50 protein-coding genes are annotated in these 23,441 nt (G+C 66.9%); 47 read left to right on the top strand and 3 right to left on the bottom strand.

Annotation, left to right across the window (positions count from 1 at the left end):
- Window positions 1-35: 35 nt before the first annotated feature.
- The 13 genes from AB0I79_RS06255 (at window position 36) to AB0I79_RS06315 (ending at window position 5,166) form a co-directional block, all read left to right on the top strand.
- The gene (locus AB0I79_RS06255; RefSeq protein ID WP_357867713.1) at window positions 36-422 is read left to right on the top strand and encodes a hypothetical protein; all 387 of its coding nucleotides are present in this window, start codon (window positions 36-38) and stop codon (window positions 420-422) included.
- Window positions 419-556 carry a hypothetical protein gene (locus AB0I79_RS06260; RefSeq protein WP_357867716.1) on the top strand — a complete coding sequence of 46 codons (138 nt, stop codon included), beginning with the start codon at window positions 419-421 and terminating at the stop codon, window positions 554-556. Before AB0I79_RS06255 ends, AB0I79_RS06260 begins: the two co-directional genes overlap by 4 nt.
- The gene (locus AB0I79_RS06265) at window positions 553-951 is read left to right on the top strand and encodes a hypothetical protein (RefSeq protein WP_357867719.1); all 399 of its coding nucleotides are present in this window, start codon (window positions 553-555) and stop codon (window positions 949-951) included. Before AB0I79_RS06260 ends, AB0I79_RS06265 begins: the two co-directional genes overlap by 4 nt.
- Window positions 948-1,520: a hypothetical protein gene (locus AB0I79_RS06270; RefSeq protein ID WP_357867722.1), complete on the top strand. Its 573-nt coding sequence runs from the start codon at window positions 948-950 to the stop codon at window positions 1,518-1,520. Before AB0I79_RS06265 ends, AB0I79_RS06270 begins: the two co-directional genes overlap by 4 nt.
- Entirely contained in the window at window positions 1,517-1,819 is a 303-nt protein-coding gene (locus tag AB0I79_RS06275; RefSeq protein ID WP_357867725.1) for a hypothetical protein, read from the top strand. Before AB0I79_RS06270 ends, AB0I79_RS06275 begins: the two co-directional genes overlap by 4 nt.
- Before the next feature lie 5 nt (window positions 1,820-1,824).
- Window positions 1,825-2,646 (top strand): ERF family protein, encoded by an 822-nt coding sequence (locus tag AB0I79_RS06280; protein ID WP_357869627.1) that lies wholly within the window; start codon window positions 1,825-1,827, stop codon window positions 2,644-2,646.
- Window positions 2,646-2,990: a hypothetical protein gene (locus tag AB0I79_RS06285; RefSeq protein ID WP_357867728.1), complete on the top strand. Its 345-nt coding sequence runs from the start codon at window positions 2,646-2,648 to the stop codon at window positions 2,988-2,990. The genes AB0I79_RS06280 and AB0I79_RS06285 overlap by 1 nt, the downstream gene beginning before the upstream one ends.
- Window positions 2,987-3,445 carry a hypothetical protein gene (locus AB0I79_RS06290; protein WP_357867730.1) on the top strand — a complete coding sequence of 153 codons (459 nt, stop codon included), beginning with the start codon at window positions 2,987-2,989 and terminating at the stop codon, window positions 3,443-3,445. The genes AB0I79_RS06285 and AB0I79_RS06290 overlap by 4 nt, the downstream gene beginning before the upstream one ends.
- Window positions 3,442-3,786: a hypothetical protein gene (locus tag AB0I79_RS06295; protein WP_357867733.1), complete on the top strand. Its 345-nt coding sequence runs from the start codon at window positions 3,442-3,444 to the stop codon at window positions 3,784-3,786. The genes AB0I79_RS06290 and AB0I79_RS06295 overlap by 4 nt, the downstream gene beginning before the upstream one ends.
- Window positions 3,786-3,929: a hypothetical protein gene (locus AB0I79_RS06300; protein ID WP_357867736.1), complete on the top strand. Its 144-nt coding sequence runs from the start codon at window positions 3,786-3,788 to the stop codon at window positions 3,927-3,929. Before AB0I79_RS06295 ends, AB0I79_RS06300 begins: the two co-directional genes overlap by 1 nt.
- A gap of 10 nt (window positions 3,930-3,939) precedes the next feature.
- A complete protein-coding gene (locus tag AB0I79_RS06305; protein WP_357867739.1) occupies window positions 3,940-4,338 on the top strand; it encodes a hypothetical protein in 399 nt (132 codons plus the stop codon).
- An 85-nt stretch (window positions 4,339-4,423) separates the two neighbouring features.
- Window positions 4,424-4,756, top strand: a complete 333-nt coding sequence (locus AB0I79_RS06310; protein ID WP_357867742.1) for a hypothetical protein — start codon at window positions 4,424-4,426, stop codon at window positions 4,754-4,756.
- An 8-nt stretch (window positions 4,757-4,764) separates the two neighbouring features.
- Window positions 4,765-5,166 (top strand): hypothetical protein, encoded by a 402-nt coding sequence (locus AB0I79_RS06315; RefSeq protein ID WP_357867744.1) that lies wholly within the window; start codon window positions 4,765-4,767, stop codon window positions 5,164-5,166.
- A gap of 38 nt (window positions 5,167-5,204) precedes the next feature.
- Here AB0I79_RS06315 and AB0I79_RS06320 read toward each other — a convergent pair whose 3' ends face one another.
- The gene (locus AB0I79_RS06320; RefSeq protein WP_357867746.1) at window positions 5,205-6,395 is read right to left on the bottom strand and encodes a transposase; all 1,191 of its coding nucleotides are present in this window, start codon (window positions 6,393-6,395) and stop codon (window positions 5,205-5,207) included.
- A 47-nt stretch (window positions 6,396-6,442) separates the two neighbouring features.
- On the opposite strand from AB0I79_RS06320, the gene AB0I79_RS06325 reads away from it, so the two are divergent.
- From AB0I79_RS06325 to AB0I79_RS06420, 20 genes are all read left to right on the top strand, one after another.
- Window positions 6,443-6,847: a hypothetical protein gene (locus tag AB0I79_RS06325; protein WP_357867749.1), complete on the top strand. Its 405-nt coding sequence runs from the start codon at window positions 6,443-6,445 to the stop codon at window positions 6,845-6,847.
- A complete protein-coding gene (locus AB0I79_RS06330; RefSeq protein WP_357867752.1) occupies window positions 6,844-7,152 on the top strand; it encodes a hypothetical protein in 309 nt (102 codons plus the stop codon). Before AB0I79_RS06325 ends, AB0I79_RS06330 begins: the two co-directional genes overlap by 4 nt.
- Window positions 7,149-7,775 carry a hypothetical protein gene (locus tag AB0I79_RS06335; protein ID WP_357867755.1) on the top strand — a complete coding sequence of 209 codons (627 nt, stop codon included), beginning with the start codon at window positions 7,149-7,151 and terminating at the stop codon, window positions 7,773-7,775. Before AB0I79_RS06330 ends, AB0I79_RS06335 begins: the two co-directional genes overlap by 4 nt.
- Window positions 7,772-7,948: a hypothetical protein gene (locus AB0I79_RS06340; RefSeq protein ID WP_357867757.1), complete on the top strand. Its 177-nt coding sequence runs from the start codon at window positions 7,772-7,774 to the stop codon at window positions 7,946-7,948. The genes AB0I79_RS06335 and AB0I79_RS06340 overlap by 4 nt, the downstream gene beginning before the upstream one ends.
- Complete coding sequence (locus tag AB0I79_RS06345) at window positions 7,945-8,211, top strand: hypothetical protein (protein ID WP_357867759.1); 267 nt, start codon at window positions 7,945-7,947, stop codon at window positions 8,209-8,211. The genes AB0I79_RS06340 and AB0I79_RS06345 overlap by 4 nt, the downstream gene beginning before the upstream one ends.
- 167 nt (window positions 8,212-8,378) lie before the next feature.
- Complete coding sequence (locus AB0I79_RS06350; protein WP_357867761.1) at window positions 8,379-8,543, top strand: hypothetical protein; 165 nt, start codon at window positions 8,379-8,381, stop codon at window positions 8,541-8,543.
- A complete protein-coding gene (locus tag AB0I79_RS06355; RefSeq protein WP_357867763.1) occupies window positions 8,540-8,764 on the top strand; it encodes a hypothetical protein in 225 nt (74 codons plus the stop codon). Before AB0I79_RS06350 ends, AB0I79_RS06355 begins: the two co-directional genes overlap by 4 nt.
- Complete coding sequence (locus AB0I79_RS06360) at window positions 8,757-9,224, top strand: hypothetical protein (protein ID WP_357867766.1); 468 nt, start codon at window positions 8,757-8,759, stop codon at window positions 9,222-9,224. Before AB0I79_RS06355 ends, AB0I79_RS06360 begins: the two co-directional genes overlap by 8 nt.
- A complete protein-coding gene (locus AB0I79_RS06365; RefSeq protein WP_357867769.1) occupies window positions 9,214-10,749 on the top strand; it encodes a DNA methyltransferase in 1,536 nt (511 codons plus the stop codon). The genes AB0I79_RS06360 and AB0I79_RS06365 overlap by 11 nt, the downstream gene beginning before the upstream one ends.
- 143 nt (window positions 10,750-10,892) lie before the next feature.
- Complete coding sequence (locus AB0I79_RS06370) at window positions 10,893-11,333, top strand: WhiB family transcriptional regulator (protein ID WP_357869630.1); 441 nt, start codon at window positions 10,893-10,895, stop codon at window positions 11,331-11,333.
- Window positions 11,334-11,436: 103 nt separating this feature from the next.
- Window positions 11,437-12,795 (top strand): HNH endonuclease, encoded by a 1,359-nt coding sequence (locus AB0I79_RS06375; protein ID WP_357867771.1) that lies wholly within the window; start codon window positions 11,437-11,439, stop codon window positions 12,793-12,795.
- A gap of 69 nt (window positions 12,796-12,864) precedes the next feature.
- The gene (locus AB0I79_RS06380; protein WP_357867773.1) at window positions 12,865-13,761 is read left to right on the top strand and encodes a hypothetical protein; all 897 of its coding nucleotides are present in this window, start codon (window positions 12,865-12,867) and stop codon (window positions 13,759-13,761) included.
- A 3-nt stretch (window positions 13,762-13,764) separates the two neighbouring features.
- Window positions 13,765-14,049 carry a hypothetical protein gene (locus AB0I79_RS06385; RefSeq protein WP_357867775.1) on the top strand — a complete coding sequence of 95 codons (285 nt, stop codon included), beginning with the start codon at window positions 13,765-13,767 and terminating at the stop codon, window positions 14,047-14,049.
- The gene (locus AB0I79_RS06390) at window positions 14,046-14,351 is read left to right on the top strand and encodes a hypothetical protein (protein ID WP_357867777.1); all 306 of its coding nucleotides are present in this window, start codon (window positions 14,046-14,048) and stop codon (window positions 14,349-14,351) included. The genes AB0I79_RS06385 and AB0I79_RS06390 overlap by 4 nt, the downstream gene beginning before the upstream one ends.
- Before the next feature lie 63 nt (window positions 14,352-14,414).
- Window positions 14,415-14,807 carry a hypothetical protein gene (locus tag AB0I79_RS06395; protein WP_357867779.1) on the top strand — a complete coding sequence of 131 codons (393 nt, stop codon included), beginning with the start codon at window positions 14,415-14,417 and terminating at the stop codon, window positions 14,805-14,807.
- Complete coding sequence (locus AB0I79_RS06400) at window positions 14,711-15,238, top strand: DUF397 domain-containing protein (protein ID WP_357867782.1); 528 nt, start codon at window positions 14,711-14,713, stop codon at window positions 15,236-15,238. Before AB0I79_RS06395 ends, AB0I79_RS06400 begins: the two co-directional genes overlap by 97 nt.
- A 121-nt stretch (window positions 15,239-15,359) precedes the next feature.
- Entirely contained in the window at window positions 15,360-15,860 is a 501-nt protein-coding gene (locus tag AB0I79_RS06405; protein ID WP_357867785.1) for an ASCH domain-containing protein, read from the top strand.
- Window positions 15,857-16,039 (top strand): hypothetical protein, encoded by a 183-nt coding sequence (locus AB0I79_RS06410; RefSeq protein ID WP_357867788.1) that lies wholly within the window; start codon window positions 15,857-15,859, stop codon window positions 16,037-16,039. The genes AB0I79_RS06405 and AB0I79_RS06410 overlap by 4 nt, the downstream gene beginning before the upstream one ends.
- A complete protein-coding gene (locus tag AB0I79_RS06415; protein ID WP_357867790.1) occupies window positions 16,036-16,236 on the top strand; it encodes a hypothetical protein in 201 nt (66 codons plus the stop codon). Before AB0I79_RS06410 ends, AB0I79_RS06415 begins: the two co-directional genes overlap by 4 nt.
- Window positions 16,233-16,457 (top strand): helix-turn-helix domain-containing protein, encoded by a 225-nt coding sequence (locus AB0I79_RS06420; RefSeq protein WP_357867793.1) that lies wholly within the window; start codon window positions 16,233-16,235, stop codon window positions 16,455-16,457. Before AB0I79_RS06415 ends, AB0I79_RS06420 begins: the two co-directional genes overlap by 4 nt.
- Window positions 16,458-16,461: 4 nt before the next feature.
- On the opposite strand, the gene AB0I79_RS06425 is transcribed toward AB0I79_RS06420, so the two are convergent.
- Window positions 16,462-16,749 (bottom strand): hypothetical protein, encoded by a 288-nt coding sequence (locus AB0I79_RS06425; RefSeq protein WP_357867795.1) that lies wholly within the window; start codon window positions 16,747-16,749, stop codon window positions 16,462-16,464.
- Between the two features lie 161 nt (window positions 16,750-16,910).
- Here AB0I79_RS06425 and AB0I79_RS06430 point away from each other — a divergent pair, with 161 nt between their 5' ends.
- From AB0I79_RS06430 to AB0I79_RS06490, 13 genes are all read left to right on the top strand, one after another.
- Window positions 16,911-17,180, top strand: coding sequence for a hypothetical protein (locus AB0I79_RS06430; RefSeq protein WP_357867798.1), 270 nt, complete (start codon window positions 16,911-16,913; stop codon window positions 17,178-17,180).
- Between the two features lie 270 nt (window positions 17,181-17,450).
- Window positions 17,451-17,642: a hypothetical protein gene (locus AB0I79_RS06435; protein ID WP_357867800.1), complete on the top strand. Its 192-nt coding sequence runs from the start codon at window positions 17,451-17,453 to the stop codon at window positions 17,640-17,642.
- 75 nt (window positions 17,643-17,717) lie between these two features.
- The gene (locus tag AB0I79_RS06440) at window positions 17,718-18,068 is read left to right on the top strand and encodes a hypothetical protein (protein WP_357867802.1); all 351 of its coding nucleotides are present in this window, start codon (window positions 17,718-17,720) and stop codon (window positions 18,066-18,068) included.
- 14 nt (window positions 18,069-18,082) lie between these two features.
- Window positions 18,083-18,247, top strand: a complete 165-nt coding sequence (locus AB0I79_RS06445) for a hypothetical protein (protein ID WP_357867804.1) — start codon at window positions 18,083-18,085, stop codon at window positions 18,245-18,247.
- A gap of 73 nt (window positions 18,248-18,320) precedes the next feature.
- On the top strand, window positions 18,321-18,509 hold the full coding sequence (locus AB0I79_RS06450) for a hypothetical protein (protein WP_357867807.1): 189 nt from the start codon (window positions 18,321-18,323) through the stop codon (window positions 18,507-18,509).
- 59 nt (window positions 18,510-18,568) lie between these two features.
- Window positions 18,569-18,910 carry a hypothetical protein gene (locus AB0I79_RS06455; protein WP_357867809.1) on the top strand — a complete coding sequence of 114 codons (342 nt, stop codon included), beginning with the start codon at window positions 18,569-18,571 and terminating at the stop codon, window positions 18,908-18,910.
- A 29-nt stretch (window positions 18,911-18,939) separates the two neighbouring features.
- A complete protein-coding gene (locus AB0I79_RS06460; protein WP_357867812.1) occupies window positions 18,940-19,266 on the top strand; it encodes a hypothetical protein in 327 nt (108 codons plus the stop codon).
- A gap of 99 nt (window positions 19,267-19,365) precedes the next feature.
- Complete coding sequence (locus AB0I79_RS06465) at window positions 19,366-19,563, top strand: hypothetical protein (protein WP_357867814.1); 198 nt, start codon at window positions 19,366-19,368, stop codon at window positions 19,561-19,563.
- A gap of 3 nt (window positions 19,564-19,566) precedes the next feature.
- Complete coding sequence (locus AB0I79_RS06470; protein WP_357867817.1) at window positions 19,567-19,827, top strand: hypothetical protein; 261 nt, start codon at window positions 19,567-19,569, stop codon at window positions 19,825-19,827.
- The gene (locus tag AB0I79_RS06475) at window positions 19,820-20,083 is read left to right on the top strand and encodes a hypothetical protein (protein WP_357867819.1); all 264 of its coding nucleotides are present in this window, start codon (window positions 19,820-19,822) and stop codon (window positions 20,081-20,083) included. Before AB0I79_RS06470 ends, AB0I79_RS06475 begins: the two co-directional genes overlap by 8 nt.
- Before the next feature lie 206 nt (window positions 20,084-20,289).
- On the top strand, window positions 20,290-20,631 hold the full coding sequence (locus AB0I79_RS06480; RefSeq protein ID WP_357867821.1) for a hypothetical protein: 342 nt from the start codon (window positions 20,290-20,292) through the stop codon (window positions 20,629-20,631).
- A 296-nt stretch (window positions 20,632-20,927) separates the two neighbouring features.
- Complete coding sequence (locus AB0I79_RS06485; protein WP_357867824.1) at window positions 20,928-21,566, top strand: hypothetical protein; 639 nt, start codon at window positions 20,928-20,930, stop codon at window positions 21,564-21,566.
- A 261-nt stretch (window positions 21,567-21,827) separates the two neighbouring features.
- Complete coding sequence (locus AB0I79_RS06490; RefSeq protein ID WP_357869633.1) at window positions 21,828-22,001, top strand: DUF6011 domain-containing protein; 174 nt, start codon at window positions 21,828-21,830, stop codon at window positions 21,999-22,001.
- A 184-nt stretch (window positions 22,002-22,185) separates the two neighbouring features.
- Here AB0I79_RS06490 and AB0I79_RS06495 read toward each other — a convergent pair whose 3' ends face one another.
- Window positions 22,186-22,377, bottom strand: a complete 192-nt coding sequence (locus AB0I79_RS06495; protein WP_357867827.1) for a hypothetical protein — start codon at window positions 22,375-22,377, stop codon at window positions 22,186-22,188.
- A gap of 182 nt (window positions 22,378-22,559) precedes the next feature.
- Between AB0I79_RS06495 and AB0I79_RS06500 the strand changes: the two genes are divergently transcribed.
- Window positions 22,560-23,342, top strand: coding sequence for a hypothetical protein (locus AB0I79_RS06500; protein ID WP_357867830.1), 783 nt, complete (start codon window positions 22,560-22,562; stop codon window positions 23,340-23,342).
- Window positions 23,343-23,441 lie beyond the last annotated feature (99 nt).

Genomic DNA, 23,441 nt, shown 5'->3' on the forward strand with positions numbered 1-23,441 from the left:
AGACCGACTGATCGAACCAAAGAGAGCAGGACGTAATGACCATTACATCATCCGGGAAGACCAGGGCGACGCCGGAGACCGACCAGCGTACGGCGCTCATCGCCAGCCTCCGCACCCTGGCCAACCTGTTCGAGGACGTGCCGGAACTGCCGCTAATCCAGGGCATGGAGATCTCGTGGAGCATTCTCGGCTCCGACGAGGAAGGCCGCCGGATCGTCGAGCATGCCTCCCGAGCACTGTCCGAGGAGGCCGTCAACCACCGAGTAACCGACGACCCGAACCATGCGATCGCGATCAACATTCCGCTCGTTGGTGACTACGTGGCACGGGCTGTTCATGTCTACGACCGGTCGATGGCCGAGTACAGAGCCCGGACTTCGTACGGGCCGGTCATTCAGGTAGATGAGCAGGTGGCGTCGTGACGTACGTGCTGCCGCCGAAGCCCGGTGACGTTGCCCGGCAGGTCGACCACTACGAGTGGGTGAAGAAGCACTACCCGGCCCTGTACGTCGCTGAGACCAAGGTCGCCGAGCAGCGTCCGGAGCGTGACCAGTGAACGCCGAGACGATCCTCAACGCCGCTCAGGGCGTCCTGCAGCGGCGCGGCATGTGCGCCGGCAACTTCACGATTGTGTCCGGCGAGGTGGACGCGTTCGGCGCTCTTGCCATCGCCGGCGGCTTCGAACCGGACGTGTGGATGGGGCTGCGGGAGTGGCACGAGATCCACTGGGAGCCGGGCGACCACCGTCTCGTGGACGCCGCCTACCTGCTGGCCGAGCAGGTGCTGCCCGGCCGGTGCGTGGCGGGGATGCCGCTGGACGACCTCATCACGGATGCGGGGGACCGGCTGGACGCGATGTCGCCGGACGAGGTGCTGGACGCGTTCACCAAGGCCGCGCACGTAGCGGGAGAAGCTGCCCGTCTCGCTGAGAAGGCGGGAGCGGCGACGTGACCCTCACGACTGACGTATACGTCCTTGACGAGATCGCCTACAAGGACGTGTTCCTCAAGTGCAACCAGCTCATCGGCGCCACTGAGGCGACCCGCTTCAGCAACAAGCAGCTCACTGCGTGGCGCCAGGGCGCCGCCGTCGCCGATCACGGTAAGGCGTGGAACATCGGTAACGAGATCGGTCAGGGGCTGTGTGCGCTGCTGGACGTCTACTACCGTCCCGGCGAGCCCTTCCGAGCGGTCGACAACGGGTGTGAGTGGTATTGCGACTCCACCTGCGACAACGACGAGCACGAGAACCCTGCCTGCTGGCTGGAGGTGTCGTTCGACACCGCGTATGGCTACAAGGACGAACAGGGCCGATACTGCGGCGACCTGCACGCCTGCCTTGTGGCCGAACTGGGCGCGTGGCTGGACGAGCGGGGCGTCCGCTGGCTCTGGTACGCCGACACTCTCGCCACTGTGTACTCCGGCTATGACCGGCTGGCTGACCTCTGTTCTGCTGGCTCGGAGGCGTCGGCTTGGTACCGCTCGGCGGTCCTTCCTGCCATCGCAGGCGGCGTGTCATGACGGGCCACTGGTTGACGCTCTCCGAGGCTGCCCGCCGCATCTCTGAGGCGACCGGCCGGAAGTGCTCGTTGGACGAGGTGATCGCGCTCGGCGACGACGACGGCCCGCTTCAGGCGCAGTTCATGCACGGCTACTGGTCCGTGTCTGAGGAGTCCGTCACCGCTTACCTGTCTGCCCCGGAGTGCCCCGGCCGTGATGCCGACGAGGTAGCCGAGCACGCGGACCGGACGGAGTGGCGTGGCGGTCCTGACCTTCCCGACTTCATCGAAGACGAGTACCAGAGGGGGAAGGACACGTGACCGACATGAACATCTACCAGGCGCTGGCTCTGGTGATGAAGAAGGTCCGCAGCGTCGCCAAGCGGGACCAGAACAGCCACGGCAACTACAGCTTCCGGGGGGTCGATGCCGTGGTCAACGCGGTCGGCCCGAAGCTGCGCGAGGTCGGGGTGATCGTGGTTCCGATCGTGGAGGACTCCTCCTACGACACCGTCGAGGTGGGCCGGAACCGCACCCAGATGGGGCACGCCCAGGTGACGGTCACCTACCGCTTCTTCGGTCCGGACGGCACGTACATCGACTGCCGGGTGCCCGGTGAGGCGATGGACTCCGGTGACAAGGCCATGAGCAAGGCCATGTCCGTGGCGTTCCGTACGGCGCTGATCCAGGCGCTGTGCCTGCCCACGGATGAGCCCGACCCGGACGGCATCTCCTACGAGCGGTCCGCGGCCAAGACGGTGGAGGACTACCGGACCGAGGCACTCAACGGCAACGCCACCAAGCAGGACCTCGAGCGCACCTACCGGGAGGCGAACCGGGCCGGCCTGCTCGCCCAGCTCGTCACCGACGCCGCCGGCAACGAGATGCGGCTGGTCGATCTGCTGATCGAGCGTGGCAAGAACGTTCCCGATGGGCTGCCGCGCAACAAGGACAGGTCGGTCTCGAGGTCGAAGCTGTCGGACGAGGAGAAGGCCACCGCAGGCCTAATGACCGGGCCGGAGTTGAAGGCGCACAACAAGCTGGAACGGGAGGCCTACTCCGATCCGAAGAAGGCCGAACGACTCGACTCCTCTGAGCTGTTCGACCCGTTCGCCACGACGCCGCCGGCTCCGAACGGTGGTGGGTGATGAGCGAGATGCTCACCATCGTCAAGCAGCTCGGGCACCTCTCCCGTGACCTTGACGAGGCCGTGAAGACGCTGGGAGAGCTTGAGCTCACGGGGGTTGAGGCTGAGGGTGACTTCAAGGTGGCGTTCGCGAACGCCTTCCGTGAGGCGGCCGGGTCGGTCGAGGACCGCAAGCAGATCGCCACCGTGCAGACGGATGAGCTGTGGCGGGTGCACGGCAAGGCCGCTGCTGCGGTTCGCCTGCAGAAGGAGCACATCAAGGCGCTTCACGCCCGCATCGACGTAGGCCGGACGATCCAGTCCACCGTCCGTGCGGAGATGCAGTTGGCAGGTGGTCAACTGTGAAGCGCTCGCCGATGCCACGCCGCCGGACGTCCCTCAAGCAGGGCAAGCCGCTCGAGCGGAAGATGCCCCTGAGATCGGCCAGCAACATCGAGCGGAAGACCGAGCTGCGCCAGGTGTCGTCGAAACGGGCGCGGGAGAACCGCGAACGCCGGGCCATGAAGAACGAGATGTTCCCGGACGGCACGCCCCCGTGCGTCGTCCCGTGGTGCGACAGGTGGGCGGAGGACCTGCACGAGCCTCGGACCCGAGCCCGCCAGGGCTCGATCACGGACCCGGACAACGCGGTCCCGACGTGCCGCCGCCACAACTCGGAGCTCACGGAAGAGCCCGCCTGGGGCTACGACCTCGAGCTGCTGGTCCATTCCTGGGACAAGCGGTCGGACGCTGAGATCGCCGAAGCACGCCGTGAGGCGCTGGCCAGGTGGCACTCCGAGCACCTGGGGGAGGGGTCATGATGTTCAACTCCCTGGGCTTCGACCTCGAGTGCACGGCGTGCGGCGTCACGGGCCCTCACCGGTACGACGGCGAGGAGACCGTCTGTACGACGTGTGGGACACCGCGCGAGATCGAGCCGGAGCTGATCGCCGCGGTCCTCGACATGAAGTTCTGCGCTTGGTGCCGGGAAACCCTGCCGGCCTCGCACAGGTGCCGGTCCGAGGAGCCTCCGTGCGAGGACCCGACTCGGCTCGATCGGTGCGGAAGGTGTCAGACCGACCTGGATCTGCAGGTGATGGACCTCTTCCGCCGTGACGCGGCCCTGTACGTCTCTCCCTCTGACCTTGATGGGGGTGCCTGATGGCCAAGCACCGCCGCACCCTCCCGCCCCACGCTCCGCTGCTGGTCACGTTCTGGCGCCTGCTTGAGGCCATCTACATGGCGGCGGCACTGGCCATCCTCTGCCGGCCTGTCGTGGACGCCCTCACCTACTTCGCCTCCTAGGAGACCCCTCATGACCGACATCAACGACCTGTACGAGGCCAACGACCGCGAGCCCGAAGCGAACGAAAGCGGCCAGCAGCCGCTGGACCTGGACGACCTCCAGAAGCTGTACGACCTGGCGCGAGAGCCGGGAGCGCTGCCGTCGTGGGGCCAGGTGGTGTACATGCAGGTGCCTGACCTGATCGCCGAACTGCGCGAGGCCCGCGAGCGGATCGCCGAGTTCGAGGCGCTGCCGACCCGCGAGCGATGGACGGTCACAGGCGCCAGGGATGTGCCGCCCAAGGCCGGCGCCTTCGAGTTCCCCACGTATAAGGCGGCCGACCGGTACGGCGACGACGCCAAGCAGTTGTGGCGCCGGATGCTCTCGCTGCATCCGTGGGAGCCGATCGACTCCGAAGCCCCGTTCTAGCCCTTCTGATCTTCCGCTTCGTGCTCGACCACCGGGGGCGAGCACGAAGCGGCGCACCTCCTGAACCACTCAGCAAGGAGATCGCATGGGACGTCACAGCTCCACCACTGGGAAGCCCCTCCAACCGAAGCAGACGCCGTTCCACAAGGCGTGGCGTCTGCTCCCTCGGGACTTCCGTGCCCGCGTGTGGAGGCGCCGCCAGCAGTGGCGCGCCTGGTGGGACCGCTTCTACAGCCGCCCCCGACTCCGCGACTGGGACAAGGGCCGCGAGTGGGAGGACAGCCTTCCGCGTGATCCCGGCCTGTGGTCGGACGCGTGGGACCACATCGGTTCTTACGCCGTCGCCGCCGAGCTGCGCCGTCGCCACGCCGAGCGAGGCGATCTCCTTCCCCAGCGTCCCCGTATCGAGCCTCTCTAGGAGGAACTGTGACCACCACCACCGAAGAGAAGACGATGCCCCGGCCGCTGCTGGCCACGTACGGGCACCTGTGCTGCGCCTTCTGTGACGCCCGCTACGACCACGCCATCGTCGAAGACTCCCCGCTCACCCCGCGCCAGCAGCTCCGCCAGGCCGCCGCCCGCGCCGGCTGGAAGCAGACGGTCGCCGATCTGGACGCCTGCCCGCAGGACGCGGAGGGCGTGGCGGCGATCCTCATCGAGTCCTGGTTGATGATCTGGGGCCCGGACAACCCGCTCGTCCCCGCCCAGTGGGGTTCGCCGGTGATGAACGGCGACAACCAGCAGACCCTCACCATCCCCGCTGTGGCCGAGCCTGTCGCGGCTGGCCGCCGCCCCTACGACTACGACTCCCCGAAGGACGCAGCTTGACATCCTCCCCGGCCCTGAAGGCGGGGAATTCCAACCCATCACGCCGAGAGGAGGACAGGTTGAGGTTCACGGTTCGCAGGCTCGCCCAACGGCAAGCCTCCCCGCGCAGACACGGCGTGCCCCGCCGCGTGTTTGATGTTTTTGGCCGCGTTCACGTCGGCGTTGCAGGCGTATCCGCAGGATCGGCAGCGGAAGTCGGCTTGGCTCTCGCGCGACTTCGCCTCCACGATCCCGCACGCCGAGCACCGCTGGCTCGTGTACGCGGGGTTGACCTTGACGACTCGGCCGGGCGCCTTGTGCTCCAACCGTTCCACGAGCTGACCCCAACCGGCGGCGAGGATGCCCCGGTTGAGCCCGGCCTTCTGGCGGACGTTCCTCCCCGGCTTAGCGAGAGTTCCCTTCGCCGACCGCGTCATGTTGCCGGTCTTGAGATCCTCGACGGCGATCACGTCGAACCTGCGGGCCAGGTCGGTAGAGGTCTTCTCCACCCAGTCCTTACGCCGGTCAGTCTCGCGGGCCTTCAGCTTCGCGATGGCAACCTTGACCTTGCCGCGCCGGTTCGACCCGCGCTTCGCTCTGGCCAGTTTTCGGAGCAGGCGCAGGAGGCGCGTCTTCTCCGTGTCTCGGAGCGTAGGCGCGCAGAACAGCGCGCCCGTCGACAAAGCTGCCGACACGGCGACGCCCCGGTCCACACCCACGACCTCCCCCCTACCGGGCGCGGGGATCGGTTCGGGGATCGCGGCGAAGGCGACATGCCAGCGTCCCGCCTGGTCCTGATTGACGCGATACGACTTCACACCCTCGGGGACGGCGCGGGACCAGCGGAACCGCACCCAGCCGACCTTCGGGACCTTCAGTTCTCCCACGTGTCTGGAGATGCGACGCACATCGGCTGGCTTCACGGCGACGACTCGGAAACTCTCCCGACGTCCGCGTTTACGCCACGTCGGCCTTCGGTGCGTGCCGTTGAAGAAGTCGGACATCGCCTGAGCGAAATCCCTCAGTGCCTGCTGCTGAACCATCTGGCTGCCCGCCCGCAACCATTCGAATTCTGCCCGCGCCTCAGTCAATTGGCGGCATTGCTCCAGATATCGAGGAACACTCCCTCGCCCTGGCCTCCAGTGAGAGTGCTGCTCAACCGCGAGATTCCAGACGAACCGCGCATGCCCGCAATGCTCCAGCAGCACCCGCTCTTGAGCAGGGGTGGGCTGGAGCCGATAGCGGGACATGCCGATCAATCTACCGATCATCACCGACAAAACCGGGAGACCACCCGATGAGCACCGAAACCCCCGAGACTCCTGTCGCCGCTACTCCTCCGACCCCGGAGAGCGTCGCCGAGATGCTGACGTCCGGCGACAACGACTACCACGACGGCAACTACTGGCACCCGTCGATCGGCGCTGACGGCAACGTCGTCCACATCGGCATCACCGCCTACAGCGAGGACGGCGACAAGCTGCCCGAGGTGCGCTTCCGGGCGGTCGTCGTCGAGGGAGAGGTGACCCCGATCGTGCTGGACCGGGAGACCTACCGGGACGACGTCGAGGAGATCGTCAAGGCGTTCTCCACGGCTCTCGCCGCCTCCGCCCGGGAGGACTACCCGTACCACCTGGCCCGGCTCAAGGGAGCCCTGTGGGACCTCGCTGAGGCTGAGGCTGAGGCGGGTGGTGCCCAGTGATCAGCGAAGAGTTTCTCGACCGGTTCTGGGGTCCCGGCGGCGACCGAGACGAAGACGACCCCACCAAGCGGGTCGTCGTAGATGGCGAGCACTACTACCTCTGCGAGGAGACGGGCAGCCTGCGCTTCCGTGGGTTCGGCGGGCACCGCTTCCACATCGAGTTCTTCGACGGCCGCAGGGCGACCACGACGAATCTCATGCATCAGGGCCGGATCCCGGCCAAGTACCGGGAGCGGTTCCCGGACAACGCCCGGTTCGTCACCGCCGCTGAGGCCGCTCAGGCAGAGCAGGAGCGGCAGTCGTGAGCGAGGTCACCCGCGAGCAGGCGCACTGGGCGTTCGCCATGCACATCCGCGCACTGACCCACATCCGCTTCGTCCCGCCCGCCGAAGACGCTGGCCCGGCGCACTTCCGCGACGGCGACGCCTACGTGTTCAGACTCTCCCCGAGCGAGACAGACATGGCAGCACGAGCCGCTGTAACCGCACTGGAGGAACTCGGGATCATCCCGAGGCAGAACCCGACGCACATCGAGTTGGCCAAGCGGGTCATGCGGGTGCTCGGCGACGCTGGCCACCCCGAGGCCGACGATCAGGTGGACTTTGGATGGCGGCGGCACCTGCCTATCGCGTCCGGCTCCCACCTGCTGGTGACCTGCGAGCCGAACACCTTCTGGCGGACCATGCCGGGCCAGGCGGTGCGCACGAGCATCGCCCGACACCTGGCCGCCTATGCCGCCACGCTCACCACTGATGGGCTCGGCGTTGTCGGCTGGGGGCGTGGCGACCAGGACGAAGTCCTCATCGTCGCCGCCGACCAGGACGCGGCCGACCGGCAGGCGCCGGACATCATCGACTACTTGCTCGTCCGCAATCCGCCCATGAAGGCGCGCGAGGAGGAGCGGCAGGAAGAGGTGAAGTTCCTGTGACCTCCCTCGACCAGAACGCCCTGGCCATCGAGTACGCCCTGTACGCCGCCGACAAGGACGGAGCGGAGTCGGCGATCGGCTGGCTGTCCGACTACGCGGCCGGTATTGGCGGATTGTCGTTCGGCCTTGCTGACCCGGTCCAGCCTGTCCCGGACGGGGGCGAGACCCGGTGACCGTCGCCAACCTCGCCACCTTGCTGGAGATCGTGCACGTGGCCACGTCCGGAACGTGGATGCTGGCCGCCGCTCTGGTGACGCTGATCCTGATCGCGGTGGCCGTCGTGCACGTCCGTGACCGGCGCCTGGCCCGCCGCGACCAGGACGGGCGGCAAATCCACCCGCCGACCCGTCTGGACCAAATTCTCGGCGACGAACTCGGAGATGAAGCCGACCGGCTGGCCCGCCAGTGGCAGCAGCAACAGGACGGTGGCCGGTGAACGCCTGGTCGTGGATCGGCTGGAGCCTGGTCGTGGATCGGCTGGAGCCTGGTCGCTGCTGGCTCCTACATCACGGTCGGCTCTCTGACGCTCGCCTGGTGGCATGCCGCAGTAGAGCGGCGAGCACGGCAGGACGGCGACCCCTACGACGTGTGGGAGGAGGCCGAGTGAGCCTCCCCACCTGCTGCCAGACGGCGATGGAGGACGGCGAGTACCCCGAGCACCTCAAGGTGTGCGTGCACCGCCCACCGGAGCCTCCCGCAGAGCCGGAGACACCCGCCCTGTTCGACATGCCCGACCCGAAGACCGAGGAAGGAGGGCCGCTGCTGTGAGCCCTCGAACCGCCCGTAAGGACCCGATCTGCTCGGGACGCTGCGACAACTTCGTGGGCCGCGTCTCCTGGCCGGCCAACCTCACCCCTGGCAAGGGCGAGCCGTCCGCTTCGACGTACGTGTGCGCCGACGCCACGCATCAGGCTGACGCCGCCGACTGGGTGGAGTCCGTGACTGGGCATCGCGGCGTGTTCGTGCCGTGGGAGACGTCTCGTGGCTGACTTCCCCTCTCACCCTGTGATCGATGTGTGGGCGGTCCTGCGTGACCCGGACATCCCCGTAGAGGTGGGCCAGAGGCTCCTGGACCGTCGGAGAGCCGTCCAGGCGGGCGAGGTCCCCGCGGTGTGCCCTGAGGGGGACAAGCCGTTCCTGAACCGCCACATCGTCTCCTCTACGTCTCCAGAGGACCACCGAGAGAAGCCATGGCGGGTGTCCGTCTCACAGCTCGTCCGCACCGACTGGGCCACCCAGAAGGAAGCCCTCGACCACGCCGACCAGCTCCAGACGGCTGGCCATTGGGTGACCGTCCGCTACTGGAACGGAGGCCAGTGGCACCGCTACGCCACGTTATCGCCGACCGAGTCCGTCGCAGACGCTCTCGCCCTTACGTCTCCGGACACTCCCGGACCGTTTCGGAACGCTCCGGAACAACTCGGAACGGAGAACGTCGATGCCTCTTGACCCGTACTGGAGCGACGACACCGTCTCCCTGTACGTCGGAGACTGCCGGGCGGTGCTCGCCGAGATGCCCGACGCCAGCGTCGACGCATGCGTCACCGACCCGCCATACGAATATCGCTTCATGGGGCGCGAATGGGACGCCTCTGGCGTGGCATTCGACCCGGCTGTATGGGCTGAATGCCTGCGGGTCCTCAAGCCGGGTGGCCACCTGTTGGCCTTCGGTGCTCCACGCACCTACCACCGACTCGCCTGCGCGATAGAGAACGCCGGATTCCAAATTCGTGACTCGATTCACTGGATTACGGGTTCGGGATTTCCGAAAGGGCAGGACATCGCCAAGGTGATCGACCGGCAGCGCCTGGACCGAGACGAGGTTCTGCAGGTGACCACCTGGCTGAAGGCGCGGCGCGACGCCGCCGGGTGGACGACGGCCCGCATGGATGCGCTGTTCGGGTTCAACGGGATGGCTGGCCACTGGACGTCACTTACGAGCAAGGCGGCCGCGGTTCCGACCCTCGAGCAGTGGGACACGCTACGTGAGGCGATGGGCTTCGACGACGCCGAAGTCCGCCCTCTCGTTGCCAAGCTGAACGGGCGCAAGGGCGCTCTGGGTGAGGCGTGGACGCAGCGCGAGGTGGTCGGCGAGGCGTACCGGGTGCGCCGCCCCTCGGACGTGCAGATCGCCGCGCTGAGCGACGGCGCGTACGCCGTGACGGCCCCGGTTCGCGATGAGGCCCGGCAGTGGGAGGGCTGGAGCACCTCGCTCAAGCCCGCACATGAGCCGATCATCCTCGCCAGAAAGAGCACCGGGTTCAACACGACGGTGGCCAACGTCCTGGAGTACGGCACCGGCGCCTTGAACATCGCCGCCTGCCGTGTCGAGCCGACCGGAGAGTCCCGCCCCCGCGTGGGCGAGGCGTCCCAGGGCCGCCGCTACATCGACAAGGGAGGCACGGACTTCGCCCCTCTGCCGGGAGTGCGTGGTGGGGCTCCTGAGGGGCGCTGGCCGACCAACCTGGTGTTCTCGCACAGCGCCCTGTGTGTCGAGGACGGCCCGTGCGAGCCGGACTGCTCGGTCGCCGAACTCGACCGGCAGAGTGGCTGGACACCCAGCAACTCCCGCGCCGAGAAGGGCAACGGCATGGGCTACCACGGCGCCAAGGGCCGCCGGGGAGGATGGGTGGGCGATACGGGTGGAGGGGCAAGCAGGTTCTTCCCGGTCTTCCGCTACGAGGCCAAGGCCCCAGCCTCGGAGCGGCCCAAACTGCCGGACGGCACGGCGTGGCCTACGGTCAAGCCCGTCGCCCTGATGAGGTGGTTGGTCCGCCTGGTGACGCCGCCGAATGGTGTGGTCCTCGACCCGTTCGCCGGAAGCGGCACCACGGCTGAAGCCTGCATCGTCGAGGGCTTCCGCTGCGTCCTGATCGACCAGGACCCGGTGGCCGTCGAACTGATTCGGGAGCGCCTCCGCAAGCCTCTCCAGCCCGCTCTGGACCTGTTGTCGGAGGGGTCCGATGCGCCCTGACCCTCACATCTCCTGCCTGGAGCGCGCCGCCGCTGACCCTTCCGCCACGCCTGAGGTGTCAGCTCGTCTCCTGCGCATGGCAGAGATCGCCCGCGACGTAGCCGGCGACCCCACAAGAAACGAAGAGGAGGCCGCTCGTGTCGATGCGTGATTGGAAGTGGCAGGAGGAGGCCGCCTGTAGCGGCGAGAACCTGGTCCTGTTCTTCGGCTCCGACAACGAGCGGCAGCCGGAGAAAGGCATCCGGGAGCGGAAGGCAAAGGAGATCTGTGCCCAGTGCCCCGTCCGCAGCGCCTGCCTGCTGTACGCCATCTCCGAGCCGGTCAAGTACGGGCTATGGGGAGGCATGAACGAGGACGAGCGCCAGGCTGAACGCCGCCGGCGGATGCGCCACAACATCCCGATGGCCCAGGCCCCGGCGATGGCCGAGTTCAAGCGGTGTCGTGCCTGCCGCCGGTCCAAGCCAGTGGGGGAGTTCAGCCGGAACGCCAAGCACGACGACGGGTTGAGTCTCCGCTGCAGGCCGTGCATTGAGAAGGCGTCCACGCCGACGTGGGCCCGCTCCAGCACGGAATCGGTGGCGTGATGGCCTACCTCCGTGTCAGCCGCAATGAGCCGGCCACTCCTGCGGATGAACAGGTGAGCGGAGCCGCCCGGCTCCGTTCCAGCCTGTCCTCCAAGGAGTTGCCATGGCCGTAAGCAAGCGCCTCCGCCACGAGATCTTCCGCCGCGACAACCACACTTGCCAGAGCTGCGGGGCGAAGGCCCCAGACGTGAAACTCGAACCAGACCACGTCGTCCCCGTTGCACTCGGCGGGTCGGATGAGCCGTCCAACCTGCAGACCCTCTGCGAGGACTGCAACGCTGGCAAATCTGCCACGCCCCCCGACGCTGGCACGGTGGCCAAGGTCGCTGATGACGCGGAGCGGTGGGCGAAGGCCATGGAAGCCGCTGCGGGCAACCTCCTCGGTGCGCGACAGGCGCGCACCGAGGCGCGCGTGGCCTTCGACGCCAAATGGACGTCATGGAGCGAGGGACGCCCGTCACTTCCGAGGCCACAAGGCTGGGAGATGTCCGTAGACAGCCTCATCAAGGCTGGGCTGCCGCTGGAGGTGCTGCTCGACTGCGTGGACATCGCCATGTCCAGGCGGAACGTCCGGGCAGGCGAGGTGTTCAGGTACATGTGTGGAGTGGCATGGAAGGAGGTGCGGAAGCTTCAAGACGATGCTCACGCGCATCTGGAAGATGCCCAGCCATCTCCCGTAGAGGAGGAAGACCTCTGGGAGCGAGAGGACTTTCACCGGGGACGGTACGACGTCGCGCACGACCTGCTGGCGAACCTGACTGACGATGAGCAGGAGACGTGTAGGAACCACGCCCGCGAGTGGGGCGAAAACGCGGACGATTCCATCGAGCTTGAAGTTGATGCGGCGCAGCACGCGTTCAGCGAGGCACTGTATGAGCGCGACCGTCTCTTCAACGCCATCCAAGATCTCTTAGTTGCGCTACCGCAGGACATGGTGACTCCATGGCGCGAGCGCGCTCTGGACGAGATCCGTATGAACATGGGCGAAGACTTCCCCTCATACGACGTTCTTGTTCACACCGCCCGGGTGGCGAAGGAGCAGCGAGCCTTCGAGGAAGCGACTGCCTATCTCGCGACCCTTCCTGACGAGGAAGCCACTGAGTGGCGCGCTTGCGCGGCCACCAAGCTCGGCGCAAGTGCGGACCCGGCTCACCTCCTGCGCATCGACGTGCTGGCGGCCGAGTATGCCCACAAGAACAAGACCACTCACAAGGTCCTCCCAGGTCTCTGCGGTGGCCGAGGGGACCACGGCGGGATGTGCCCGCAGCCGGCCCACTTCCGAATGCGCCTGCAGGACTGCGTTGGGTGCGGCGGCAAATGTGACGGAGCGCATCGTGTGTGTGGGCACCACCTCGAACTACTGATGGACGGCCGGATTGTTGGCCGCTCGACCGGTCAAGCCCTTGTCGTCCTCGATTTCGAGGAGATCGCGCCACCGGCCGCGCAGGAGCCGCCCTTCTGATTGCCGTAAGGCACACCGCCCCACCCCGCTCCGCAAGAGCAACGATCACCAGCAAGGAGAGCGGCTCGCATGCCCTGGGTGTTCTTCGATGACCAGTTTCCGATCCACAGAAAGGTGACACGACTGTCGGATGCTGCATTTCGCCTGCACGTCTCAGCGATCTTCTGGTGCGCCCGCAACCTCACTGACGGTGTGGTGCCCGAGGAAGACCTCGACGACGTGTCAGCGCAGGTGCGAACGCCGGCACGGTTCGTCCCCGAACTGCTGAAACGGAAGCTCTGGCACGAGCCTGGCGAGGCATGCCCGTCCGAGATGTGCCCGGCGCCATCAGAGGAGGGCTGGGTGATCCACGATTACCTGGATGTCCAGCCCTCCAAGGAGAAGGTGGCCAAGAGGCGTAAGGACAACGCCGATCGGCAGCGCCGGTATCGGGAACGACAGCACGACGTGACCGAACCGCGTTCCAGAAATAACGGCGTTAGTAACGCGCCACGTAACGCGCTACTAACGCCACCCCGGTCCCGTCCCGGTCCCGAAGGGACTAGGGACGGTACAGGTAGTCAGTCTTCTTCCCGCCGTAACGCGCCCGCATGGGCGGAAGACGACGACTCCATTGATCTCGGCATCGTCGAACTCCTGGTGGAGTTGACGGGCCGGCAGATCTCCGCGCTGGACGCCACCGCGATTCGGCAGCGGATCCTGGGCACCCGGCAGATCCGCACCAGCCGGGCCGCGTACGTGGCCGCGGCCATTCAGGACGACCCGCACAAGTTCCTGCCGGTGCTTCTGCAGGGCGGACAGCCGGACACGCCACGCCTGCGCGTCGTGCCGGACTGCCCGCCGTGGTGCGGCAATTGCGAGAGCGACACATACCGCTGGCTGGCGCTCGCGGACGGTCGCTGGGCCAAATGCCCTGCATGTAACCCCGATGCCAAAGATCCATTCGCCTCGAAGGAGGTGTCATGAGCGATGACCAAGCCCGACTTGCTCGACCTGGATGAGGCCACCCGCGCCGCAATCGCTGCCCTGACGCACCGTGTCCGGGAGCGGGACGCGATGGAGGGTGAGCGGCCGGACGCGGAAGTGTTCGCCAACGAGTACGTGATCGCGCTGCGTGGCCAGGGCTGGCGCTTGACCGCCGCCCGGCCGGCTGAGCCGTGGAAAACCCAGATCGGCCCTCCTCCGCGCCCGGAGACGGCTCGGCGTGGCGCGGAATTGGCGCGCAGGGCGATGGCCGGGGAGGACGTGCTGTGAGCGGCGATCTGGATGCTCTCGTCGAGCAGATGCTCAACCCGGCAACACGCCTTGTCTGCGCTGTTCACGACTTCGACGCGGACGAATCCCACGCGATTCTCGAACCTCTCGACTCGATCGAGCTGCGCAGCCTGGCGGTGGCGTTGGCCGCGCTGGTCCCAGACGACATGGCGCTTGAGGTGCTGCTGGAGTGGTCCCGAGGTGAGGGGCCGATCTCCCCGCGGAAGGCGCGCGTGAACCGCCAGCGGATGGTGGCCGAGTTTGCCGAGTTCGAGCGCAGTCACCGAAGGGGCGCAGCGTGACCCGCCTTCCCGTCCCTGGCCCGCCTGACCGACCCGCCAAGATCATCGAGGAGACCACGAACCATGGCTGACACCACCGAGAAGACGATCGCCGACGAGCTGCGAGAGGCGGCGGCGAAGCTGCGCCGAGTGTCTGCGGGCACCACAGACGGTCGCTGGGTGTGCGGTCGTCTCGAAGAGCAGGAGGATCTCAGCCAGCAGGTCGCAGTCAGTACGGAGAACGCGCTGGTTGCGGAGATCAACCTGAGTGTCCGCGATTCAGCGTGGCGGTACATGCGGGATCAGGCGGTGCGTGACGGACAGTGGATCGCGTTGGCTTCGCCCGCGCTGGCCGAGCCTCTCGCCTCCTGGCTGGACTCGTGGACAGGGATCGACCTGCGCGAGGACGGCCCTCTGCCGGAGGATGTCGAGCACGCGCTGCGGATCGCCCGGGTCATCAACGGGACCACGCCTTGAGCGGCCTCGCCTGGAGCAGGTCCTCCTTCTGCAACGGCGCTACCGCCTGCGTAGAGGTGACTCCCCTCCCTGACGGTGGAGTGGCGGTACGAGACTCCAAACTCGGCAAGGAGTCACCAGTGCTCACGTTCTCCGCCGATGACTGGCGCGAGTTCCAGCGCTACATGGACGCCGACAACATGGGCAACTACCTCGGCCCGGTCTGGTTCGCGCAGGTCGATGAGGACCGGTGGGAGATGGCCAGCCGAGACTGCCGGGGCGCGTTGCTGGTGTTCGACGACGGCGAGGCGGAGGCGTTCATGGCCGGATTGTTCGCCGGCGAGTTCACCCCGGAGGCGCTTCCGATAGGGGACGGCTCGGACGGCGATGCCCGTAGCGGGCCCCAGAAGCCGTCTCTCGTCGATTTTGGGGCCGCTTCGGTCTCCCTGTAGCGGGCGGGGGAGCGCTGGGCGCTTCTAGGTGGCTTCTAGCGCTCCACTGTCCGCACTCCAGTACGCAAAGACGATCAAGATACGCCGATCAAGATCCATGTTCGAGAGAGGAATCGAACGAATGAAAGCCTTAAGTGTCCGCCAGCCCTACGCCTGGGCCATCGCCCACGGCGGCAAGGACATCGAAAACCGCTCATGGGGCGCTGGCTACCGAGGCCCGCTCGCCATCCACGCCGGAGCCCGCTGGGACGAGGACGGCGCCACCGACAAGCGCATCCTGCGAGCACTCCACCAGTTCGGGGACCGGTTCACCCCTCCGCTGCGGGTGGAGCGTCTTGGGCCCACGGCGGTGCGGCTGCTGCGGGACGGGCAGCTCACCGCTGGAGCGGTCGTCGCTGTCGCCCGGGTTGAACTGGTGTGCATCGGCCAGCGAGGCTGCGGGTGCGACTCGCCGTGGACGGTCCAGGGCCAGTACCACTGGCGACTCAGGGACGTTCAGCCACTAAGTGCACCTGTTCCGTGCAAGGGGCGACTCGGGCTTTGGGACCTGCCTGATGACGTCGAAGCGGAGGTTATGTCGCAACTCGCGCTTGCCTCCCAGCAGGCGGGGGAGACGTCGTGACCTGCCTGGAGTGCGGCCTCCCGCTCCATCGAGGGTTCGGCGACGGTTTCGGTTCCTGCAACTGCCCGCGCTGTCCTGGCTGCCGGAACATTCGCGGCGAGTGCGACTGCTACTGGAACGACCCGGACCAGTTCGATCTCGACGATGACGGCTGGAACGGCGCGGAGGTGGCCCGGTGATCCGCCGCTTGTGGCGCTGGCTGGTGGAGGACGGCGACCACGCGATCCTCCACCAGACCGCCGCGGACCTCGCCGGCGAGATCCGCAAGCTGACCGACGAGCAGCAGCGGAACCTGTTCTCCCGGTACACGCAGTTCTGGTGGCAGGCGAACCGTGTCGCCGCCTGTGTCGATGTGCGGGCAGGGGAGTCCCTGTGACCCTTCAGGGCTCGCTACGCGCCCTCCTGGCGGACGAGCTGCGGGCCGCAGGCGTCTCCCAGGCGGAGGTGGCCCGCACACTCGGGATCACGGCCAAGCACATGTCTCAGATGCTCACCGGGAAAGCGCCGTTGAGCCTGGCCTGGGCGGATGAGATCGCCGCCGCGTGCGGGCGGGAGCTGCTGGTGGCGAGCCGTCCATCGTCAGGGGAGTCCCGGTGACCGGCTACTCCACCTCGCCGGCGGGAGGCTGTTCGACGCGCTGGCTGCTGATCAGCCAAGCGCGCACTTCCCGCCAGCACCAGGCGGGCGTGCCGTTGACGGTGGCGACCGGTTCGGGCATGGGGGTCTCGCGGGGGCGCAGGCCGGAGCGGGCGGGCGAGCCCTTGGCTACCCAGGCGCGTCGGTACTTCTCCCAGTTGCGGACGGTGCTCATGGGGAAGTCGGCGCCGAAGTCTTCCTTAGCACGCTCGATGATCTCGGCGTAGCCGACGACGTCGTGGTTATGGGTCACGTGATCAGCGTACCGCCGCTGGCGTTCCGGTCAAGCCGCTCGTGGCTTAGTCACGGTTATGTTACAGGGCGATCGAATAAGCCATATAAAGCTTGACGACTAAGCCAGATCTGGTAAGTTTGAGTCATCAGCAAGGGACAAGACGCCAGGGAGAACGAGAGATGGTCACCTTCACCGACACCGAGATCCAGATCGCCAGCGAGATCACCGCCCTCGCGACCCCGGGCCGGTGGAGCAGCCTCACCGAGATCCGCCAGCACCTCACCCGCTGGACCCGCCCCGAGGTGGACACCACCCTCCGCCTGATGGAGCGCCTGGAGGACGTGTGCATCGCCCCCGAGTCCAACCAGAAGACCCTCACCCTGGCGGACCGGGAGGCGGCGGTGGAGATCGGCGGGCAGGCCAAGCACCTCATCTGGATCGCCGGCTAGACCTCAGGGCCCCCGAGAGGGGGCCACCGAACCCGCCTCGAACCTGATTGGAGAACTGAGATGAGGCAGCGCGTCACCTTCAAGCGCAGGACGATCGCCATCTCCAGCGCTACTGGCCGCGAGTTCGTCATCGAGGCGGGAACGTGAGCAGAGGTCGAGCCGGGCGGCGGCCCCATCACGGGTCGGCACGGCTGGTACAGGATCTACATCGAGGGCCGCGACCGGCACGGCTACGAGCCGTACATCCGGGTCCACCGCCTGCACCAGGCCGTGGAGCATGCCGAGCCGCTCTACCGCATCTGTGACAACTGCCACGGCTCCGGCCAGACCCAGCACCTGAAGGTTCGCGGCTCCAGCTACCGGACGTTCATGTCGAAGCCCATCGCATGCCCGGCGTGTGAAGGCAAGGGCCACACCAAGAAGTATCCCGCCAATGCGCCCGCGTCCCATCTCTGCGTCTGACCCCCTTCTGTCCCCGAGAGGGGGCCACCCCCTCTCCCTGAACTGATCGACCTGTCCCCGCCCGAGGAGAAGACGATGCTCATGGCCACCGAGAAGCCCGCGAGGATCCACCTCAAGGCGCGTCACCCGATCACTGGTCGCAAGCCCTTCTATCGGGACTGGTGGTTCGAGCACGAGGGCGTCGTCTTCCGCATCTCTGCCGACTGGCTCCGCTCCACCGTGTGGACCATCCAGCCAGATATCGACCACCTCGACGGTCGAGGACAACTTCAGTTCGTAGAGTCCCCCGCCTACTGGGTCAGCGTCGCGCTCGGACTGGAGGACGCCCGCCACCAGCTCGCGACGTTCATCGCCAGTCCTCAGTTCGCAGAACTCCGAGACGTGTACAACGCGCTGAGTTCGCAGGCGCCCAACCGCAACCGCTGACCAGAGGAGCCCAGATGGCTGACAACGCCACCTCCCCAGTCGACATCATCGCTGGAGTCATCTACGAGGCCGACGAGTGTCCAGACATCTTCGAGGCCGAAAGCCTTGAACTCGCCGGCGACATCGTCGAGGCCCTTGCGAGCGCGGGCTTCAGCATCACTCGTGCGAGCGGCACCTGACCGTCGCCCTCCGGCCCGAGAGAACCCTCTCGGGCCACACCCCCCAAGACCCTCAACGAAGCAAGGGACCGAGATGCTGAAGATCAGCCTCCGCAAGCGGCAGGGCTGGGAACTCGCCAACACCGCCCGCCGCCACCAGAACCGGACCCACTGGTACCGGCTGATCGGGATGCGCCGGTGGGCGCTGATCCTCATGGTCGCCGACAAGAACTTCACCAGCGAGGCAGCAAGCAACGACGTTCCTGGCGAGACCATCCCCTGACGCTCCTCTGGTCCGGCTCTCCTGCCGGACCAGACCGACACCCCCGAACGGAGATCGACATGAGCGTCAACTACTACGCGGTCACACCCGAGACGCCCGAAGGCGACGAAGGACTCCACATCGGCAAGCACGTCGGCGGCAAGGAGTTCCTGTTCCGTGCGCACCGCGACCTCGGGCTCGTCACCGTCGCTGCGTGGACCAAGTTCCTGTCCCGTGAGGACGTGAAGGTCATGGCTGAGAGCGGCTACGAGGTGCCGTGGCAGGAGTTCATGGCCGACGTCACCAAGCGCCCCGCCGACGCGATCAGAGCGGGCGAGCGGCGCATGTCGGGCTGGGAGCGTAAGGCCGTGTCCTTCCGCGCCGAGCGTGGCGTCCCCTTCTACGACGGCGAGTTCTGCTGACCCCCGACACCCTGAACGGAGAACCCCCGATGAGCGATCTTGTCTGCGTCGGCTGTGGCCGAACCAAGGGTCACCCAGAGACGTGCGAGCTCGGCGGCTACGCCGACCGCGAGGAACTGGCCGCCGAGCGCCGCGCTGAGTGGGTCCACGAGCGCGACCACTGGAGGCTCGACGAACGCGTCCCGGACTGCGACTTCTGCCTTCTGGAGCCGCCGAGCTTCAGCGTCCGAGTCTCCAGCGCCGGCCAGCGTCTGTTGGGCGACGCCCGCGAACGGTACCGGCAGCGGCGGATCAGCCTGGAGCAGTACGACGCCGAACGGGCCGCGATCATCGCCGCTCACTCGACAACGCCTTAACCAGCCCTGCTCTCTTCTTCCGGCATACAGGCCGGACAGCGCCCAGAACGCGGAGAGAGCGCAAAGACCAGACACCCCAAGACGACCAAGGAGACAGTGATGAGCGTCGATGTTGCGGAGAACCGTGCCACCCATTTGGAGGAGTTCCGCGACCGCGTTGAGGGCCTTGTCCTCAGATGGCATACGGCGAACCCTGCCTACAGGCTGCCCGCCAGCCTGATCGTCATGCACCTCGAAGTTGCTCTCGAAGAGCTTGAGGAAGCCGCCCCTGCCCCGGACTCCTCCGAGGAGGGCTGACCCGTGGCCGACATCAACATTCCGTTAAGCCCAATTCACACCGCCCCGTGGGGTGCGATCCGCACCGGACTGAAGGAACCGGCCCGTCCGGTCTTTGAGCAGGTGCTCCGTGACGCGCTCGCCGGCGTAGAGCTGGGCGCCTACGACGAGCGCATGGTGGTGTGGCTATCCGGCTGGGACGTCCCCACCGTCGCTACGGTCGCGTCCCTGCTGTACCGGGTGAGGGCGCTCGGGTACGAGGAGCCGGAGGAGGGGCGTGGCTGACCGAGAGCCGAACGCCATCCCAGGAGACGGCTGGCGATGCCAGGCCATCAACGAGTTCGCCAGCCTACGTTGCAGGCACGACTCGACCTTCATCGTCACCACCGGCTGCGTCCACGAGCACATCGGCTCCAAGGCGACCTGTGAGCGCCATGCCGCAGGTCTGGCACGAGGCCGAGTGGGCTGCTGGGTGTGCCACGAGACGGATGGCCACTTCTGTGCCATGAACGTGATTGAGCAGGTGCCGATCGATGCCTGACCCCATCCCGGCAGAGGCCGCTCCGCTCACCTGCCAGTGGTGCCGCCACGGGCCTGCAGCCCAGCTCGTCGTTGTCGATTGGCCGACGATTGGGCGGCACACCTCGCTCGTCTGCGACCCGTGTGGAGACGAGCGCCTGCCCGACACACGCCCCGTGGACGCGATGGTGTGGCGCTACCGGCTCACCCTCGTACAGGAGGCTCAGAGTGCCTGACATCCCCCAGGAGGCCGTACAGGCCGCCATCGACGGCGTGGATCACGAGTACGTGGAACGGCGCGGGTTCGACTACAACGCTGCCCACGCCGCCCTCGCGGCTGCTGCTCCTGTCCTCGCCGCCCAAGTACGGCTACAGGTGGCCGAGGAGCAGCGGAAGGCGGGCTTGGTCGTCGTCTCCGCTGAAGACCTCGACGTCGCCATCGCCTATGCCGCCCGCGATCGAGACGGCGACCGCAGCCCCTGCGTCGCCCGCCTCCGTGCCGCCCTCGACGACCAGGAGGCCGCTAGCCTGCCGCCTGAGACTCCAGCCCCACCCCAGGAGGAGACGTGACCGCGGACGCCGCGACTGCGATCGATCGCTACTTCGCCCACCACGGGAGACAGCGTCACAGGCTCTCCCGCGTGTACCGCCCAACCGTAGAGTTGCTGGTGGCCCAGCACGGCGTCGCAGCCCTTGACCGCATCGAGGTGGACATCGATTGCCCCTGCTGCGATGAGGAACGAGCACGCAAGGATCGACTGTCGTGGGTGAAGGCTGAGTATCACCGAAGAGGGCGCCGGAGACACCGCTGATGGCCCTCTCCAGACTGCCCCCTGAGATGGCAGTTGAGGAGGAGACTGGTCGCCATGGCCAACCCTGACGGCGTACTCGCCGCTATCGACGCTTGCCTGCATGATGCGCTCTCCGAGGACGCGATGAGGTGGGCTCCAGACGAGCCAGACCCGACACCTCCCTTCCGAGGTGTCACGGCTTCTCACACCTTCATCGATGAGGCCGGAACCGCCTTGTCCGCAGCGAGGGCAGGATGGCCGATCATCAGGGATGACGCTGCCGACGTACTGGAGTGGTCCTCGGTCATCACGCCCGTACGCGAGGCGCTGGTCGCTGCGCGTGAACTTGCAGACTGGGCCTCGTCGCCCGGCGATGGCCTGCTACGGATCTCCATGCCCGACTCGTCGGAGAGCTTCCACCGAGTTGTGGGGGTCACCCCAGGAGAGGCCCTGGGCGAGTACGTGCTAACTCTGGAGCCCGCCGTAACGGCGTTCTCCGAGTTCGCTACTGGCATGCGCCGCGCCGCTGAGACGGCCTTGAGCGGCTTCGGCGAGGCGTTCGGACCGTTCCTGTCCGCCACGCAAGCCGCGATGCACAGCGTGGCCTTTAGGGATAACCGCAAGCACTACCGCCGCTGCCCGACCTGCAACCCGGCAGGCTTCCCCAAGGGCATGCGCATCGACCGGAGCGAGTACCGCAGGAGACGCCGGTGATCCTGTCCAGCCTGCCACCTGAGACGCCAGCCCAACCCCAGGAGGAGACGTGATCACAGGAGCTGTGCTGCTGCTCGCGGGCTTGGTGGTGATGGGCGCCGAGGTCTGACTAGCAACTCAAGGCGCGCCAGGGCTAGCGCTGCCGCTGCTGGCGCTCACCGCATTCACCGAGTACATCGTCTTCACAGAGTGGTGGGACGAGGTGCGGCCGTGAACCTCCTCAACCTCGACGCCTCGTTGATCCCGCACTCACTTCCGCCGATGCTCTGCCTCGGGAACTGCGGTCGTCTCTTGACCGCCCCGGAGTCGAGACAGCGAGGGTACGGGCCTGAGTGCGCCGAGAAGCTCGGGATCGTCACCCCTCGGCCGTCGCGCTTCAGCCGGCGAGACGGAGGAGACTGTGACGGGCAGACCGACCTGCTGGAGGAGACGTGACCACCCGCCGCATCTGCCGCACACCCGAGGAAGCGTTCCAAGTCGGGTGGGAGGACGGCGCCGACGACCCGCCCTTGACGCCTGAGCAGAGGACCCAGATCGCAGCGCTGCTCGCCCCGTACATTGCGCCGGAAGGAACGACACCATAAGCGTGCACTTCGTGGCTACCGCCGGTGACCACCAGTCAGGATCGTGTCTCTCGGATCGCCGCCGCGACTTCCGTGAGAGCGGTCGCAATAGCCATCTGCGCCCGCGTATGGGCTTGTATGGCTTTAACGAGAGCCAGGGTCGACTCCCCGTCCTTCTTGGCCGCCTCAATGGCCCATCCAAGGATGTTCTCGGCGGCGATGATGTGGGCCTGCGTGTGGTCATCCATATACGCGACACTACGAAGACTTCTGCGACGCGAGAAGGGGTGGAGCGGAGTCTCGGCACTAGTCTTGAAGCGAAAGCGGCCCTCCGCCGTCACTCGGAGAGCCGCCTCGTCCCACTAGTCCTCGCCCACCGCAGATCCCTCAAAAGCGGTCTCCCGTAAGCGTACTCATCGGGGAGGCCGAAATGTCCCAGCGCACGTACGACCTCGAACACCTCTGTCAGGGCGCGTGCATGAACAGTTACCGGCGCAAGGTCCGCACATACGAGCACGCCTACGCCGCCTACCAGACCGCCCACCACAACTGGCGGAACGACATCGCCGCGTGGCACGCACCGATGATGTGGCCGACCGAGCCTGCCGAACCGGCAGAACCGCGCCTCCCGTACCCGGTGCCCGGCAGCCCGGTCTACTGCTCGGACTGCGGCTACGCACTCAAGTCCAAACTGTCGAAGCTCGACGGCGCCGCCTGCGTGTATCTCCGCGAGTCGGACGGGCTCCGCGGCCAGAGTGGCGAGGCGAAGGTGTCAGGGTCGGAAGAGAGCCGCTCCCCGTCGCCAACGATCGACGACCTGGACGACCTCGACTCGTGGCTGCGCTCCTGGAAGGCCGCCTACCTCGGCATCGACTCGCTCTCCCGCCAGGGTAGCTTGTCAGACTCGATCAGCCTCGGAACGGCCTGGCTGGTCGTACGTGCCGAACGCATCCTCGCCAACCCAGACATCGCACGGTACTTCGGCTCCGAGGTGGAGGAATGGCATGCCAAGCTGATCCGCTACGACCCGTCCGACGTGGTCGTCGAACGGTTGAAGGGCGTCCGCTGCCCGGAGTGCAAGAGCTTCACGCTGCAGCGGAGAGTGGGCGACGACAAGGTCACCTGCGGCACACCGAAATGCGACCGCGTCCTCACCCTGGTCGAATACCGGGACCTGCTGGAAGAGGTGAAGAAGCCTCGCAGGGTCGCCTGAAAGGACCGTAACCAGCGCGTCTATTTGACCGATAAGCGCTGACCTGCAACGCTACTGCCAAGCACAGTTATGCCCTCAGACCCCGCACCACGGTCTGAG

Origin of the sequence: Nonomuraea sp. NPDC050202 (assembly GCF_040656115.1) — a bacterium.
GTDB lineage: Bacteria > Actinomycetota > Actinomycetes > Streptosporangiales > Streptosporangiaceae > Nonomuraea.

Bases quoted from the DNA above. Each gene is read 5' to 3' on its own strand.
- AB0I79_RS06375 (WP_357867771.1), top strand. From the start codon at position 11,437: ATGGCCGTAAGCAAGCGCCTCCGCCACGAGATCTTCCGCCGCGACAAC.
- AB0I79_RS06310 (WP_357867742.1), top strand. From the start codon at position 4,424: ATGGGACGTCACAGCTCCACCACTGGGAAGCCCCTCCAACCGAAGCAG.
- AB0I79_RS06305 (WP_357867739.1), top strand. From the start codon at position 3,940: ATGACCGACATCAACGACCTGTACGAGGCCAACGACCGCGAGCCCGAA.
- AB0I79_RS06295 (WP_357867733.1), top strand. From the start codon at position 3,442: ATGATGTTCAACTCCCTGGGCTTCGACCTCGAGTGCACGGCGTGCGGC.
- AB0I79_RS06495 (WP_357867827.1), bottom strand. From the start codon at position 22,377: ATGGATGACCACACGCAGGCCCACATCATCGCCGCCGAGAACATCCTT.
- AB0I79_RS06275 (WP_357867725.1), top strand. From the start codon at position 1,517: ATGACGGGCCACTGGTTGACGCTCTCCGAGGCTGCCCGCCGCATCTCT.
- AB0I79_RS06485 (WP_357867824.1), top strand. From the start codon at position 20,928: ATGGCCAACCCTGACGGCGTACTCGCCGCTATCGACGCTTGCCTGCAT.
- AB0I79_RS06385 (WP_357867775.1), top strand. From the start codon at position 13,765: ATGACCAAGCCCGACTTGCTCGACCTGGATGAGGCCACCCGCGCCGCA.
- AB0I79_RS06320 (WP_357867746.1), bottom strand. From the start codon at position 6,395: ATGTCCCGCTATCGGCTCCAGCCCACCCCTGCTCAAGAGCGGGTGCTG.
- AB0I79_RS06405 (WP_357867785.1), top strand. From the start codon at position 15,360: ATGAAAGCCTTAAGTGTCCGCCAGCCCTACGCCTGGGCCATCGCCCAC.
- AB0I79_RS06285 (WP_357867728.1), top strand. From the start codon at position 2,646: ATGAGCGAGATGCTCACCATCGTCAAGCAGCTCGGGCACCTCTCCCGT.
- AB0I79_RS06455 (WP_357867809.1), top strand. From the start codon at position 18,569: ATGAGCGTCAACTACTACGCGGTCACACCCGAGACGCCCGAAGGCGAC.
- AB0I79_RS06370 (WP_357869630.1), top strand. From the start codon at position 10,893: ATGCGTGATTGGAAGTGGCAGGAGGAGGCCGCCTGTAGCGGCGAGAAC.
- AB0I79_RS06255 (WP_357867713.1), top strand. From the start codon at position 36: ATGACCATTACATCATCCGGGAAGACCAGGGCGACGCCGGAGACCGAC.
- AB0I79_RS06325 (WP_357867749.1), top strand. From the start codon at position 6,443: ATGAGCACCGAAACCCCCGAGACTCCTGTCGCCGCTACTCCTCCGACC.
- AB0I79_RS06300 (WP_357867736.1), top strand. From the start codon at position 3,786: ATGGCCAAGCACCGCCGCACCCTCCCGCCCCACGCTCCGCTGCTGGTC.
- AB0I79_RS06395 (WP_357867779.1), top strand. From the start codon at position 14,415: ATGGCTGACACCACCGAGAAGACGATCGCCGACGAGCTGCGAGAGGCG.
- AB0I79_RS06450 (WP_357867807.1), top strand. From the start codon at position 18,321: ATGCTGAAGATCAGCCTCCGCAAGCGGCAGGGCTGGGAACTCGCCAAC.
- AB0I79_RS06500 (WP_357867830.1), top strand. From the start codon at position 22,560: ATGTCCCAGCGCACGTACGACCTCGAACACCTCTGTCAGGGCGCGTGC.
- AB0I79_RS06430 (WP_357867798.1), top strand. From the start codon at position 16,911: ATGGTCACCTTCACCGACACCGAGATCCAGATCGCCAGCGAGATCACC.
- AB0I79_RS06445 (WP_357867804.1), top strand. From the start codon at position 18,083: ATGGCTGACAACGCCACCTCCCCAGTCGACATCATCGCTGGAGTCATC.
- AB0I79_RS06365 (WP_357867769.1), top strand. From the start codon at position 9,214: ATGCCTCTTGACCCGTACTGGAGCGACGACACCGTCTCCCTGTACGTC.
- AB0I79_RS06280 (WP_357869627.1), top strand. From the start codon at position 1,825: ATGAACATCTACCAGGCGCTGGCTCTGGTGATGAAGAAGGTCCGCAGC.
- AB0I79_RS06465 (WP_357867814.1), top strand. From the start codon at position 19,366: ATGAGCGTCGATGTTGCGGAGAACCGTGCCACCCATTTGGAGGAGTTC.
- AB0I79_RS06460 (WP_357867812.1), top strand. From the start codon at position 18,940: ATGAGCGATCTTGTCTGCGTCGGCTGTGGCCGAACCAAGGGTCACCCA.
- AB0I79_RS06380 (WP_357867773.1), top strand. From the start codon at position 12,865: ATGCCCTGGGTGTTCTTCGATGACCAGTTTCCGATCCACAGAAAGGTG.
- AB0I79_RS06490 (WP_357869633.1), top strand. From the start codon at position 21,828: ATGCTCTGCCTCGGGAACTGCGGTCGTCTCTTGACCGCCCCGGAGTCG.
- AB0I79_RS06440 (WP_357867802.1), top strand. From the start codon at position 17,718: ATGCTCATGGCCACCGAGAAGCCCGCGAGGATCCACCTCAAGGCGCGT.